General features: G+C 69.0%; 12 protein-coding genes and 2 pseudogenes. 10 read left to right on the top strand and 4 right to left on the bottom strand.

Features of this window, described 5'->3' with window-relative positions; genetic code table 11:
* On the top strand, nt 1–1,257 hold the full coding sequence (locus ACI2L1_RS20880; protein WP_404740825.1) for a hypothetical protein: 1,257 nt from the start codon (nt 1–3) through the stop codon (nt 1,255–1,257).
* A 44-nt stretch (nt 1,258–1,301) separates the two neighbouring features.
* On the opposite strand, the gene ACI2L1_RS20875 is transcribed toward ACI2L1_RS20880, so the two are convergent.
* Nucleotides 1,302–2,633, bottom strand: a complete 1,332-nt coding sequence (locus ACI2L1_RS20875) for an MFS transporter (protein ID WP_404740824.1) — start codon at nt 2,631–2,633, stop codon at nt 1,302–1,304.
* Between the two features lie 44 nt (nt 2,634–2,677).
* Here ACI2L1_RS20875 and ACI2L1_RS20870 point away from each other — a divergent pair, with 44 nt between their 5' ends.
* The 3 genes from ACI2L1_RS20870 (at nt 2,678) to ACI2L1_RS20860 (ending at nt 5,141) form a co-directional block, all read left to right on the top strand.
* A complete protein-coding gene (locus tag ACI2L1_RS20870) occupies nt 2,678–3,883 on the top strand; it encodes an aminopeptidase (protein ID WP_404740823.1) in 1,206 nt (401 codons plus the stop codon).
* 152 nt (nt 3,884–4,035) lie between these two features.
* Nucleotides 4,036–4,590, top strand: coding sequence for a cupin domain-containing protein (locus ACI2L1_RS20865; protein ID WP_404740822.1), 555 nt, complete (start codon nt 4,036–4,038; stop codon nt 4,588–4,590).
* Nucleotides 4,587–5,141 carry a helix-turn-helix domain-containing protein gene (locus ACI2L1_RS20860; protein WP_404740821.1) on the top strand — a complete coding sequence of 185 codons (555 nt, stop codon included), beginning with the start codon at nt 4,587–4,589 and terminating at the stop codon, nt 5,139–5,141. Before ACI2L1_RS20865 ends, ACI2L1_RS20860 begins: the two co-directional genes overlap by 4 nt.
* A gap of 117 nt (nt 5,142–5,258) precedes the next feature.
* Here ACI2L1_RS20860 and map read toward each other — a convergent pair whose 3' ends face one another.
* Nucleotides 5,259–6,074, bottom strand: coding sequence for a type I methionyl aminopeptidase (map, locus tag ACI2L1_RS20855; protein WP_404740820.1), 816 nt, complete (start codon nt 6,072–6,074; stop codon nt 5,259–5,261).
* A gap of 600 nt (nt 6,075–6,674) precedes the next feature.
* Here map and ACI2L1_RS20850 point away from each other — a divergent pair.
* The 6 genes and pseudogenes from ACI2L1_RS20850 to ACI2L1_RS20825 form a co-directional block, all read left to right on the top strand.
* Nucleotides 6,675–6,972, top strand: a pseudogene (locus ACI2L1_RS20850) (transposase family protein); the annotation flags it as partial.
* 455 nt (nt 6,973–7,427) lie between these two features.
* Complete coding sequence (locus ACI2L1_RS20845; protein WP_404740819.1) at nt 7,428–7,931, top strand: tyrosine-type recombinase/integrase; 504 nt, start codon at nt 7,428–7,430, stop codon at nt 7,929–7,931.
* Between the two features lie 228 nt (nt 7,932–8,159).
* Nucleotides 8,160–8,366, top strand: a complete 207-nt coding sequence (locus ACI2L1_RS20840) for a helix-turn-helix domain-containing protein (protein WP_389983356.1) — start codon at nt 8,160–8,162, stop codon at nt 8,364–8,366.
* A gap of 66 nt (nt 8,367–8,432) precedes the next feature.
* The gene (locus ACI2L1_RS20835) at nt 8,433–9,521 is read left to right on the top strand and encodes a tyrosine-type recombinase/integrase (protein ID WP_404740818.1); all 1,089 of its coding nucleotides are present in this window, start codon (nt 8,433–8,435) and stop codon (nt 9,519–9,521) included.
* A gap of 245 nt (nt 9,522–9,766) precedes the next feature.
* A pseudogene (locus ACI2L1_RS20830) lies at nt 9,767–11,013 on the top strand (IS256 family transposase).
* The gene (locus ACI2L1_RS20825; protein WP_404740817.1) at nt 11,013–11,381 is read left to right on the top strand and encodes a hypothetical protein; all 369 of its coding nucleotides are present in this window, start codon (nt 11,013–11,015) and stop codon (nt 11,379–11,381) included. Before ACI2L1_RS20830 ends, ACI2L1_RS20825 begins: the two are co-directional and overlap by 1 nt.
* Nucleotides 11,382–11,398: 17 nt before the next feature.
* Here ACI2L1_RS20825 and ACI2L1_RS20820 read toward each other — a convergent pair whose 3' ends face one another.
* Together ACI2L1_RS20820 and ACI2L1_RS20815 are read right to left on the bottom strand one after the other, a co-directional pair.
* Nucleotides 11,399–12,811 carry a hypothetical protein gene (locus tag ACI2L1_RS20820; protein WP_404740816.1) on the bottom strand — a complete coding sequence of 471 codons (1,413 nt, stop codon included), beginning with the start codon at nt 12,809–12,811 and terminating at the stop codon, nt 11,399–11,401.
* Between the two features lie 486 nt (nt 12,812–13,297).
* Nucleotides 13,298–13,588, bottom strand: a complete 291-nt coding sequence (locus ACI2L1_RS20815) for a hypothetical protein (protein WP_404740815.1) — start codon at nt 13,586–13,588, stop codon at nt 13,298–13,300.
* Nucleotides 13,589–13,744 lie beyond the last annotated feature (156 nt).

The following is a 13,744-nucleotide window of genomic DNA, read 5'->3' as shown; positions in this document are numbered from 1 at the left end:
GTGTTCGCAGAACTCAACCGCGCCTTCGTCGCCGACCAGCGCACCACCCCTGGCCCCCGGCGGCACGCGCTCGCCGTGGCGGCCGCCGACCGGCTCCTGGCCGACCTGGGCATGAAGTACCGCACGCTGCCCTGCCACTTCCGCGTCGACGCACCGACCCACGCCGAACTGGCGTCGGCCACCCGCCTGTTGGCCGACGCCCAGGACAAGGTGCTGGCCCACCTCTGCGCCACCCGCAGCGCCGAGGAACTCGTGGCCATGTTCGACGTACCGCCGGACATGGCCCAGCACCTCGACTGGCCGACCCTGCCCGCCTCGGGGCTGCGGATGCTGCGCGCCGACATCGTCCCGGGCGCGGATGGCTACTGGTTCTGCGAACTCAACCACTTCTCCGGCGTGGGCGCGGGGGAGGGCCACCACAGCGCGCGCACCTACGCCGAGATCCTCGGCCGCCCGGTCGCCGGCGTCTCGCCGTTCCGCGGGCTCGCCCTCCAGTACGTGGCGGAGTGCCGGCGTGCGGGGCTCACCCGCGTCGTCGTCCTCGACACCACCGAGCACCGGCGCCAGGAGTTCGGCGAACACCTGATGCTGCAGCGGTACGTCCGGCTCCTCGCGCCCGACATCGAACTCGCCTACCACACCGAACTCACCTATCCCGAGCGCTGGTTGAAGCCGGACGAGGCCGCCCGCACCCTGATCCACCGGCTCTTCACCTTTCAGGACACCACCGACCGGGGGGAGTTCCTCGTCGCGGTGCGGGACAGCGGCGCCACCGTCGCCTGCATGTTCGAGGCCGAACTGAAGATGCACCGGCGATGGCTGGCCCTGCTGTGCGACCCGGCCCACCGTCACCTGCTCACCGGGCAGGAGGCGGCGGCCGTCGACCGGTACGTCCCGCACACCGCGGTCCTCACCCCGGAAGGTCTCGACGCGGCGGTGGGCGACAAGGACCGCCTGGTCTTCAAACGCAGCTACTCCTACGGCGGTGAGGGCGTCCTCCTCGGCGACCGGCACCCGCCCGAGCAGCTGCGCGAGCTGCTCACTCGGGACGCGACCACCTGGATCGCCCAGCGCCGGATACCGGCCCCGCCCCTGGACCTGCCCCTGACGGACGGCTCGACGGCCCCCTTCCACCTCGTCCTCGGCATGTACCTCTACGGCGACGAGACCGCGGGCCTGCTGGTGCGGGGCACCGCGGCATCCGCGGTGGTCAACCTCTCCCGGGGCGGCGGAATGTCATGGGCGTTCACCGAGTAGCAGTGGCGGCGGCCGGGTGGGGAGCCGGTCGCCGCCACCCGCCGTCAGGGCAGTTCCATTCCCCGCGTCTCCGGCAGCCGCAACGCGGCCACCAGACCGACCGCGCCGGTGGCGAAGATCCACAGGCTCGGGCCGATCGCCGTACCGGTGTGGCCGATCAGCCACTCCAGGACGAACGGTGTGGCCAGCCCGGTCAGCGACCCGGCGACGCTGTACCCCATCGACAGCCCGGAGTAGCGGACCCGGGTCGGAAACGCCTCCGTCAGCACCGCGGGCGCGGCCCCGGTGTACAGCGTGATCAGCACGGTGAACAGGACGAACCCGGCGGCGATCGCCGGTGCGGAGCCCTTCCCCATGAGCAGGAACGCCGGGTAGGTGAGCACCAGCACCAGGGCGGTGGAGCCGATCATCACCGGGCGCCGTCCCCAGCGGTCGGCGGCGATCCCGACGAACGGGCACAGCACCAGCCCGACGGCCAGCCCGATGCTCAGGCCGGTGAGCGCCGTGTCGAGGGACGACTTCAGCGTCACGACGGCATAGGTCGTGGAGTAGGTGAGGAACACGAAGGTCGCCGCAGTGCCGAAGAACGCCAGCCCCCAGACCCGGGCGAGGGCGCCGCGGTGCTCGCGGGCGGTCTCCCTCAGCGGGCTGCGGGACACCTCCTGCCGGTCGTGGAGCGCGGCGAACGCCGGGGTGTCCTGGAGCCGCAGCCGCAGGTAGAGGCCCACCACGCCGAGCGGCAGGGCCACGAGGAACGGGATGCGCCACGCCCAGGACAGCAGAGCGTCCTGGCCGAGGCCACGGGTGAGCAGGGCGCCGAGCAGCGCGCCGACGAGGAACGACAGCAGGATCGTGAAGGTCTGCCAGCTGGTGTAGAGGGCCCTTCGGCCCGGGGGCGCGTACTCGGCCAGGAAGGAAGCGGAACCGCCGTACTCGCCGCCCGCCGAGAGCCCTTGCAGGGCGCGGCAGGTGAACAGCAGGACCGGGGCCCAGACGCCGATGTCGGCGTAGGTCGGCAGCAGCCCGACGGCCGCGGTGGAGACCGACATGAGCAGGACCACCGCGGACAGCGCGGAGCGGCGGCCGAGGCGGTCCCCGAGCGCGCCGAACAGCAGCGCGCCGGCGGGCCGCAGCACCGAGGCGACCGCGTATCCGGCGAAGGTCAGCAGGAGCGCTGCGGTCGCGCTCTGTCCGGGGAAGAAGAGCGTGGCCAGGACGACCGCGAGGGTGCCGTAGACCGAGTAGTCGTACCACTCCACGAAGTTGCCGATGGAGGCCGCCACGAGGGGCGTCCTGCCGTGACGGGCGCGGGAGTCGGGTGTGATGGCGGGGTTGGAGGGCATGCCGAGGACGGGGCGGTAATTCCTGTCTGCCATAACAATACTTTTCCATACAGGAATTCCGGCGTACAGTCCCTCTCATGGGGATCATGGAGGACTTCACACGGGGCATGGCCGAACTCGCCGTGACCGTGGGAGCCAACGTTCAGCCCGGCCAGATCGTGGTCGTGTCCGCCGAACCGGACCATCTGCCGCTCGCCCGCGAGATAGCCCGGGCCGCCTACGACCGCGGGGCCCGCTTCGTCGACGTGAGCGTGTTCGACCCGCTGCTCAAGCGGGTCCGTGTGCAGCACGCCGAACCCGACACCCTCACCTTCGTTCCGCCGTGGTTGCCGAACTCCGTCCTCGCCCAGGGCGAGGCGGGAGCCGCGACGGTGCGCATCACCGGCCCGACCCGGCCCGGCGCGCTCGACGGTCTTGACCCGACGCTCGCGGGCCGCGACATGCTGCCGATGCTGCCCGAGCGCCGGACCGTGATCAACGACCGCAGCATCAACTGGACCCTCGTCCCGCACCCCTCGCCCGGCTGGGCCGCCGTGGCCCACCCCGAGCTGCCGCCCGAGGAGGCTCTGGTCCGGCTCGTCGACGAGCTCTCCCATGTCTGCCGCCTCGACGAGCCCGACCCCGCGGTAGCCTGGCGCGAGCGCATGACCACGCTCGCCGGGGTCGGTGACCGGCTGACCGAACGGCGCTTCGACGCGATCCGGCTGCGCGGCCCCGGCACCGACCTCACCGTCGGCCTGCTGCCCAGCTCGCGCTGGCTGACCACCGCCATGACCAACCGCGATGGCGTCGGCCACCTCGCCAACCTGCCCACCGAGGAACTGCTGACCACGCCCGACCCGGAACGCGTCGACGGCATGGTGACCTCCTCACGCCCACTGACTCTGGCCGGTGCCACGGTGGACGGCATGCGCATCCGCTTCGAGGGCGGCCGGGCCGTATCGATCGAGGCCGACCGTGGCGCGGACGTCCTCAAGGGCTACACCTCCCGCGATCCCGGTGCCGCGCGACTGGGCGAACTCGCCCTGGTGGACGGCCTTGGCCGCATCGGGCCGCTCGGCACGGTCTTCCACGAGACCCTCCTGGACGAGAACGCGGCCACCCACCTCGCCTTCGGCTGGGGCTACCTTGCCCCGGTCGCGGACCCGGGCGACCATGCGCGCGTCAACACCTCCGCGATCCACGTCGACTTCATGATCGGGTCGGCGGAGATGACGGTGGAGGGGCTGACATCCGACGGCGCGGCGGTGACCGTCCTCGACCGAGGTGACTGGCGGATCTGACCAGCACCGGACGGGGTGGCCTGGATTCGCAGAGGCCGGAGGGGGTGCGCACGAGGGCGTGCCTATGATGGATGTGATCAGCGTGCGTCGCAGCACCGCTTCGGGCTGTCCAGGAGTGGGTGACGCCCTGGGAACCGGCTGAGAGGTGGGGCGTGGACGAGATCGTCGAGCTGGGCGGCAGGCTCCGTCGGCTGCGCCGCGCGCGGAGCCTTACGCTGGCCGAACTCGCCGACAAGGCCAACCTCACCGCCGGCTACCTCGCCAACGTGGAGAACGGTGTCACCACACCGAGCCTCAGCTCCCTCGCAGCCCTCGCCGCCGTGCTGGGCACGGACATGTCGGCGTTCTTCCCCGCCACGGAACGCACCAACGTGCACATACACCGCGCCGCCCAGCTGAAGAACCTGAGGGTCGGCAGGAACAGCAGCAGCGTCTACACCGTGCTGTCCGCACGCTCCGCCGACCCGGCCTTCACCGGCCTGGTCGACCACATCACGCCGTCGGACTCGACCATGTCCGTCTCCCACTTCGGGGAGCGGCTCGCGCTCGTACTCAAGGGCGAGATCGAGATGCGCATCGGCACCGCGGTGCACCGGCTCGGCGTCGGCGACACCCTTCACTATTCCTCCCACCCCGAGCACCAGCTCAAGGTGACCTCGGAGGAACCCGCGGAGATTCTGTGGGTCGTGACCCCGGCGGTCCTGTGAGCGCCGAGGACACCGCCTTCGACGAGGACGCGCTGGCTTCCCGCGTCGGCAGTCGGCTGCGCGGGCTGCGCCAGGACCGCGGCCTGACCCTCGCCGCCCTCTCCCGGTCCTGCGGAGTCTCGGTCTCCTATCTCTCCGCGGTCGAGAAGGGCGTCAACCACCCCTCCTTGCACACCCTCGCCGCGATCACCGAGGCGCTCGGCGTCAGCATCCGCACAGTCGTCGCGGATGAGGGCCAGGAGACGATCCGCCTGTCTGCCATACCCCGCCAGCCGTCGTCGGCCGCCGAGGTCTCCCACCCGCTGCTCACCCTGCGAGCGTCCATCGTCTCCGCCGCCGCGGGCGACGAGGGAACCTGCCCCGTCGACCTGAAGGACCGCGGCCTCTTCCTCTACGTCGTCACCGGCGCCGTCGTCGTCCGCGTCGACGGCACCGAGTACACCCTCGACACGGGCGACGCGCTGGACGTGACGGAACTGAGCGAGGCGACATGGCGGAGCCCGGTGGCGTCCGAGGTCACCTGGGTTTCGTGTCCAAGCCGACGGCGGTGAGCCGGGGGCGCTGGGCCTATGGCGCTGAGCCGGCCGGGGCGTGAGGCCGGGAACGGGCCTTCCGCGGTCCTGAGACCGGCCGCCACTCCACCGGGCGAGGTCCCTTGCGGCTTCGGATCAGGGGCGGTCTGCCCGGACCTGCCCCTGGCCCGCCGTCGTGTGCTCGCGGCGGGCCGTCAGGACGCGCGGGCCCGCGTTCGTGATCGCCACGGTGTGCTCGGTGTGGGCCGCGCGGGAGCCGTCGTTCGTCCGGAGAGTCCAGCCGTCGGGGTCGTCGCGGAATCCGTCGGTGCCGCCGGCTACGAGCATCGGCTCGATCGCGATGACCATGCCGTGCCGCAGCAGGGGCCCGCGGCCAGGCTGACCCTCGTTGGGCACGGACGGCTCCTCGTGCATCTGACGGCCGACGCCGTGCCCGGTGAGACCGTCCGGGATGCCGTATCCCGCGGCGCGGCACACCGTGCCGACGGCGTGCGAGATATCGCCGACGCGGTTGCCGACGAGGGCCGCCCCGATGCCTGCCGCCAGGGCGCGCTCGGCCGTCTCGATCAGCCGGACGTCGGACGCTCGCGCGGTCCCCACGGTCAGGCTGATCGCCGAGTCGCCCACCCAGCCGCCGAGCCGGGCGCCGAAGTCGACGGACAGGAGATCCCCGTCGCGCAGCCGGTAGCCGTCCGGAATCCCGTGCACGATCACGTCGTTGACGGACGCGCAGATGACGGCGGGGAAAGGGGTGGGGGCGAACGAGGGCCGGTAACCGAGGAAGGGCGAACTCGCGCCCGCCGCCCGCAGCACGTCGTGTGCCACCTCATCCAGCTCCAACAGGGACACGCCCACGTCGGCCGCCTTCTGAACGGCGGCGAGGGCACGGGCGACGACCTGCCCGGCCTCCTGCATGGCGTCGATCGACGCCCCGGTCTTCAGCTTGATCATGCCAATTACTATACCGGTATTGAAATGACGGTCAGATGAGGTCTTCTGTCGTGAACACCTTGGCGCATCCCGTACCGCTGAATAGCCGGGAGTGGAGCTGTGGCGGGGTCGGTGGCAAAGCGGGGATGTAATGGACGCGTTGGCTCTGCCCCTGACGTCACCCGCCTGCAACGCATTGACGTGCTGTGATGCCCCGCGCGTTCCCGAAGTCAGGGAGGGGCGTTCCTGGCGCTGAGACAGAAGCCGCTGGCCTGCGGCTCGGCAATTTTCCGCAAGCCCACCGTCAGGGCCACTCACCAGGCTCATCTTCCTGAGTAGAACGAACTCGACTTGACGGCATACCCCCTTTGGCCCTTTTGATGCTGTTGGCGGCGCCCTCCGTGCCGCCGGAACCACAGCGGAGCGCGAGCCCGGCGGTGACGGCATCGGGGTCGCCGGTCAGTCCGGGACGGGTTCAGCGTCCGCGTGCGGAACTCGAGCCTCTTCTGAGGGGCCGGTCAGGTACTGGCCCGCTGGCGCCCGCCGAAGGCGCGAACGAGGTTGTGTGTGATGGCCAGTTCGGGCTCGACCAAGATCACCCGTGTCCGCCAGGAGCTTCGCGTGCTTGTCTACCCATCGTCGATCGATCTGTCCAGCCGCACCCTGCGCTTCCTGGCCACACGGGTGCATGCCCGAGATCGGGACCCGGTGGCGACGGCTGCCTGTCGGCCGTCAGGCCCTGCTCGTCCTCGCCCACCTGCCGTGCAAGGACACCTACGCGCGGCTCGCCGCCGGGTTCGGCATCGGCGTCGCGACCGTGTACCGATACATATGTGAGGTGATCGACGTCCTGGCCGCTGCCGCGCCGACCCTGACCGAGGCGATGAAGACCGTACGGGCGAAAGCCTTCGTGATCCTGGGAACCTGCGGCCAAGCGCTTAGAAGGCGCCTGCTCTGTTCTCGTGTTCCCTCGGCTTCCGATGCCCAGCCCTGGGTGGGTTCGTGCCGATTCGCCGACGGCAGACACATTGAGTCCCGTACGGACTGGATTAACTCGGCGAAGGAAGCAAACCTAGAGCGGTCTCGGAAATCCGGACGATCTGACACCTGCTCTCTATGCATCAGCCGATCCGTGAGTGGTGCGTCGCGCGCGCAACATAGCCGACGATCGCCGGTTGGCCAAACCGGCGCTTCTTCGGACCATTGAATGACCAGGGGACGCCGACGCGTCCCGCTGTCTCGTATGAGGAGCCAAGTAGCTTGTCGCAGCCCGCGATAGATGAATCGTCCTTGCTCTCCGTGGACCACGTCCGCGCTCTTCTGGAATGGATCCAGGAGGAATCTCCGGGAGCCGTGTTTCCCTTCCTTGCCTCCATGGCGGGTACCGCGCTGTCGCCAGGCGAGGCTGCCTCGGTTCGGGTGCACGACGTGACGCTCCCGGACGGGGAGTTCGGGGAAGTGCTGGTCCGCTCCGGCGAGGGCCGAAGGGTCCCTCTCACGCCGGAACTCGTGGGTGTGCTGAGGCGCTGGATCGATAGCGCGGACCTGAAGACGGGTGATCTGTTGTTCCCCGGTGAGCGGGGCGGGCCGTTGGCGTCCTCCGAGTACCGGAGGGTGTGGAGGCGGGCTCGCCAGGCGGTGTTGAGTCCGGACGAGGTCCAAGCGGGCGCGGGGGAGCAGGTCTCCAGCCTGCGTGACTCCTGTCTGGACGCCTGGCTCAAGGCGGGCGTTCCTGCGTGGGGCGTCGCCAAGTGGGCTGGTGTGAGCGCGAGTTGGATTGCTCTGCGTTACCCGCACCGCTTCCGGCTGGAAGACGTAGAGATTGACTGGGATCACCTCGAAGAGATCCTGCGCCTTCCGGACACTCCAGAGCGGTAAGTTCCGTCCCGCGCTCGGACTCACGGTCCGAGCGCGGGCCCTCCCGCCACACGAATCCCGAACGTCGGCGGTCCATGCCTCGCTGCGACCACCGTGTCACGTGACTCAATCTCTCGGCGATGTGGTCCCACTGCCCTGACAGGGCTGGTTGACCTTCGCCCTGGACCGCTGGGCGCTGAATCAATTCGCCGGCTTGGCCATCCCACCCCTGTTCCCGAGGACTCGCCCATGCCTGCCCGCTTGCTGTCCATCCCCGCTGTCGCCGCCGCGCTGGACGTCGACCGCCGCACCGTCTACCGCTTCATCGCCGCCGGAGACCTCCCCGTCGTCGATCTGCGCACCGGGACGGAACGCTCCCGTGTCCGTGTCCCCGCTGCCGGGCTGGAGGAGTTCATCGCCAGCAGGCTGGTCGCCTCCCCGCGCGCCCGCCGGTGATCTTTCGCCGCCTGTCCGGCCCTCACCGTTCCCGAACGAAGGAGTAGTACCGCGTACCTGCGCAAATTGAAGTCCGGCAAGTGGCAGGCGACCGTACGCAACCGGGCAGGAGACCGGTTCAGCGAGTCCTTCCCCCTCAAGGCCCAGGCGCGGGCCTGGGGCATCGAGCTGGAGACCCAGTTCACTCGCGGAGGCATGCGCGACCCGCGGGCCGGTGAAATCACGTTCCGGGAGTGGCACGACCGGTGGTGGAACGCCCGCATCGTCGAACCCCACACCCTGCGGGGCGACGCGTCGAGCATCAAGAACCACGTCATGCCCTACTGGGCGGACTGGGAGATGCGGGCCATCACCCGCATGGACGTCCAGAGCTGGATCCGCTCCCTGGTTGAGAAGGGCGCAGGCCCTGCCGCAATCAAGCGGGCCTACAACCTGACGTCGTCCATCATGCGCGCGGCGGTCGACGACGACGTGATCGCGGTGAGCCCCTGCCGCAGCATCGACCTGCCGCCCATCGCGGTCAAACCACCACAGTGGTTCACGCCCGACCAGGCCCAGAGCATCCTCGACGGACTCGCCCCCGCCTGGCGGACGATGTGCCTGCTCGGCTTCTACACCGGACTGCGCTGGGGAGAGCTCTCCGGCCTGCACCGCCACCGCATCGACACACGGCGCTCGCGCCTGTTCGTGGTGGAGGTCAACACCAAGAGCGGCATCAAGGAGTACCCCAAGAGTTCCAAGAGCCGCCGGGAGGTCCCGCTCCCGCCCCATGTCCTGGAGGCCCTCGAACGCCACATCCACCGGCTCGACCGCGACGCGGTGGTGTTCACCACCATCACCAAGGGCCGCTCCGGGCGCCTGCTCGCCGACAGTAACTGGCGCCGGCAGACCTGGTGGCCCGCCGTCGAGGCCGCCTACCACTTCGGCGACGACGGTGAACTGCAGCTCGTCCCGCACTACCCGCCGCACTCCATGCGCCACACCTGCGCCTCGTGGCTGGTTCAGAAGGGAGTCTCGCTCTACGAGGTCCAGCACCTCCTCGGCCACGAGAGCTTCCAGACCACCCAGCGCTACGCCCACCTCCAGCCGGACGCCCACAAGGCCGTCCTCGGAGCCTGGCAACGCATGGAAACTCCGCTCACCATCACCGCATAAACGATTCTTCGCCCTGTCCTTCGTGGACAGGGCGAAGATGTTTGCGGGCAGTCAGGGCAGGGTCCGGGCTATGGGGGCCGGTCGGTTGGTCGGTCATCGGGAAGCCTCCAGCGGCCGTCGGTGAGCAATGCTCAGGACTTGTGGATCGGTTCCGGGAGGCACACGGAGGGCGTACCTTCCCGAATGATCCTGTGATGGTCACCGAGTAGGCCGGCGTTCGCAGCGCCCGTCGGGAAGGCACGCCCGTGCTCACCGTAGTGAATGACGACGCCTCGACGCGAGACGGCTCCTTGATCGACGAGATCGTCCGCGAGGGCGCCCGTCGGATGTCGGCCGCCGCGCTGGAAGCGGAAGTCAACCAGTACATATCCGAGTTGGCTGCCGAGACCGACGAGCGGGGACGGCGCCTTGTGGTCCGCAACGGCCACCACCGGCCCCGGAGCGTGGTCACCGCGGCCGGCTCGATCGAGGTGAAGGTCCCGCGGGTGAACGACCGCCGCATCGACGAGGAGAGCGGCGAGCGGCGACGGTTCTCCTCCAAGATCCTGCCGCCATGGTGCCGCAAGTCCCCGAAGGTCTCCGAGGTCCTGCCGCTGCTCTACCTGCACGGGCTCTCCTCCGGGGACTTCGTGCCCGCGCTGGAGCAGTTCCTGGGCTCAGCTGCCGGGCTGTCGGCGGCGACCGTGACGCGGCTGACGAAACAGTGGGCCGATGACCACGCCGCTTTCCAGAACCGCGACCTGTCCGACCGCGACTCCGTCTACGTGGCCGATGGCGTCCGCCTCAAGGTCCGGCTCGGGCAGTCGCACTCGTGCGTACTGGTCCTGCTGGGCGTCCGCCTTGACGGCACCAAGGAGCTGATCGCGCTGGCCGAGGGACTGCGGGAGTCCACCGAGTCATGGGCCGACCTGCTGCGCGACTGCTGCCGCCGCGGCATGCGCGACCCGGAGCTGGTGGTCGGCGACGGCGCGATGGGCCTGTGGAAGGCACTGGCCGCAGTGTTCCCCGCCGCCAGGCATCAACGGTCTGGGTTCACAAGGCCCGCAATGTCACGAACGCCCTTCCGAAGTCCGCGCAGCCGGGCGCGGCGAAGGCGATGCAGGAGATCTGCAACGCCGGGGACCGCGCGCACGCCGAGAAGGCGATCGAGGCGTTCGCCAAGACCTACGGCGCCAAGTGGCCCAAGGCAGTCGCGAAGATCACCGACGACGCCGAGGAGTTGCTGGCGTTCTACGACTTCCCGGCCGAGCACTGGATCCACCTGCGGACCACGAACCCGATCGAGTCCACGTTTTCCACGGTCAAGCTCCGCACCAAAGTCACCCGCGGCGCCGGCAGCCCGGCCGCGGCCCTCGCCATGGTGTTCAAGCTCGTCGAGTCCGCACAGGCCCGCTGGCGCGCGATCACCGGAGCCCACCTGGTGCCCCTGCTCCGCACGGGAGCACGCTTCGAACGTGGCCAGCTCGTGGAGCGAAAGGAGCTGGCGGCCTGATGACCACCCCGGAACCGCCCACTGACGAGGAGCTGGACGAGCTCGACGAACTCGCGCGGGCCGCGACCCCAGGCCCGTGGTTCGTCCGAAGCCTCGACGACGTCGACGCCATGAGCCTCGTCGCCGTGAGCACCCTGCCCGACACCGGCCTCGGTGAGCGGTGGCCGGGCTTCGACCATCGCGAGATCGTGGCCGCAACCCTCATCCAGCAGCCCCGCTACGTCGACGCCGCCGATGAGCGCTGGGACGAGAACGCGCACTTCATCGCCGCTGCCCGCGACAACATCCCCCGCCTCGTCGCCGAAGTCAGGCGCCTACGCCGACAACTGGAGGACACCGGCGCGGAGGACAACCAAGAAGTGAAGTGATCCACAACTATTGACTATTACTCGCGTCGGGCGGTGTCGAACGGCCACGGGTAGGTGTAGGCGTCTACCTTCGCCAGCTCACACAGCACCTTTCGCCCGGCCGGGGGATCCGGCGGAGTACGCAAGGGGCCCTGGAGCGGGTCGAGTTGTGTCGCGTACGCCTCGGCCCACTCCAGCCAGTCCGTCTCGTCCTTCGGAACCGGTGTGTCGTCGGCTCGGGCACGGGCGGCCTGACAGAAGGCGCGGATCTCGGCAGCTTTCTGCCAGTCCCGAATCTGCCCGGCCAGAATCGTCGCCCGGTGCTGCTCGATCTGTGTCTCGCGGGCCTGCGCGACGGCCGCGTACCAGCGGCGCCGCTGCTCGGCCTCGCGCAGTTCCTGCTCCCGCTCCCGGCGTTCGGCTTCCTCCGCGATACGTTCGAGATCCTGCAGCAGATGTCCCAACCGCGACTCCAGAGTCCACCGCGCACCGTCGCTGTAGGAGTACGAATGTTCGTACCACGTTCCGGTCGGCGCACCGAGGGCGAGGCGTCCGTTGAACTCCTCGTCGTACTTGGGGATGCACGTCCAGGGGTTGCGCCCCTGCTGGCGGAGTTCCTGCGGGGTCGGTTCGTGCGGGACCTTGGCCGTCTGCTCGGTAAGTACGAGCGGAAAGGCCCGGCCCCGGATCACGATCGCCACCGTGTGGACGGCTTCGCCTTCCTTCAGCTCGGTTTGGGCCTCCACTGAGTAGGCGCGCATCTCGGCCTCAGTCAACAGCGCGTGCATGATCAGTAGGGCCCGGTCGGCGAGTGGACGTGACAGGTGCAGCGGGATGACTTCCGGCTTGCCCCGGGTGTCGATCACGCGCTGGGCCCGGCCGAGCGCCTTGCGCGTGGCACGAACGAGACGATGAGGTCGATCCAGGGTCTCCGGTACGTCGATGGTCGGCACCGGACGAGGCTGGGTGGCCTTCTCGGTCTCTTCGTCGACCAGGATGAAGACACAGTCGCCGCGCTGACGGCCGTTCCACCGCAGCTTGTGCCCCTCCGGCACGTGTCCGTGGTGGAGTGCGTCGTAGTACGCCGACCGCCACCGACCCCGGGTCTTCGTGGCAGGATCAGGAACCGTGATCTTCGCTTGAGCCGCCTGCAGTCGGGCGATCAACTCGGCTCCATCGGCCGGCGCACGGGCGGCTTGTGCGGCATCGCCCTTCAAGCGTTCCTTCTCGGCCTCCACCTGCCGAGGATGCCTGCCGTGCTTGAGGTAGTAGCGGCCCTCCGCAGTGACCACGGCGGTGTGTCTGCTGCCGCGCCAGGTCCTTTTGACCAGCCCACGTTGTTCCAGTGCCCAGGAGGTCTGGATCCGGGCGGGTTGGATAGGTACGGAACCGGAGGCGGCCGCGATCTCGTGGAGCAACGCGACCTGCGGCTCCGTCAGCGCATACTTCACAACCTGGGCTCCACTCGACTCACGGCAGGCGGAACCGCCACGGTAGAGCGAGCGAAGTGACGTGTGGCCATACGGCGTCGCGCGTATGGGTTCATGTCCCCGGAGCAGCCGTCACGGGGAGGGGAAAACGAGTATGGGACATCCGACTCTGGAAACCTGATGCGAGGGTCAAAAACACCCAGCGGCGCCGAAGTGCCACGACGCGTGCTTGGCTTGCGCGAATAGAGGTGTGGGCCGGCTCGTGGCGTATGTCGCCTGAGGCGCCCGAGTTGGTGCTCCGGCCCTTGCGCGGAGGTTGTCGCGTCGGCTGTCTCGAAGGACGTTGCTTCTCTGGCTGTTCGGTTGGCCTGTCACTCAGTCGGACGGGTAGTCCGGGTTCGTTGGATCTCGACCGGGGTCTGTGTGCGGGTTCGTTGCTCGAGGTCGTGAAAGGGGGCTCGGCCGAATGTTCGGCCGAGCCCCCTGTTCTGCGAGTGGATACCCGGATCAGGTTTGCTCGGTCACGAACTGCTCCACGTTCAGGTTGGTGAGCGAGTCCATCGCATCCAACTGCTCTGCTGCTGCGACGAGTTGGTCGTACTCAGTGCGGTGGATGGAGATGCGGAAGTACTCGATCACGTGCGCTAGATCGTCCAGGGCCTCTTCGGTCTCGTCGTTCTCGATCAGATTGACGACTGATGCCAGTGACCTTGCCGGTCTCGTCTGGTCGGCGATACGTCGTGCGATGCTCTCGGCGACGGACCGGGTGAGCGAGTCGGGTGAGTTGGGCGAGTTCACGTGAGGGGCCCCTTTCTCCTGTGTGGAGATCGCATGTCAGCCCGTCCTGTTGATGTAGTGGGCTTGATCCGCTTTGACGGACATCCGAGATCAGGGGTTCTGCCCCGGGAGGATGTCCATCATGGAGAGCATGGGGAAGAAGAAGCCTCGGCCTCG

Origin of the sequence: Streptomyces sp. NPDC019531 (genome assembly GCF_044903305.1) — a bacterium.
GTDB lineage: Bacteria > Actinomycetota > Actinomycetes > Streptomycetales > Streptomycetaceae > Streptomyces.
This window is presented reverse-complemented; position numbering and strand designations above follow the sequence as displayed.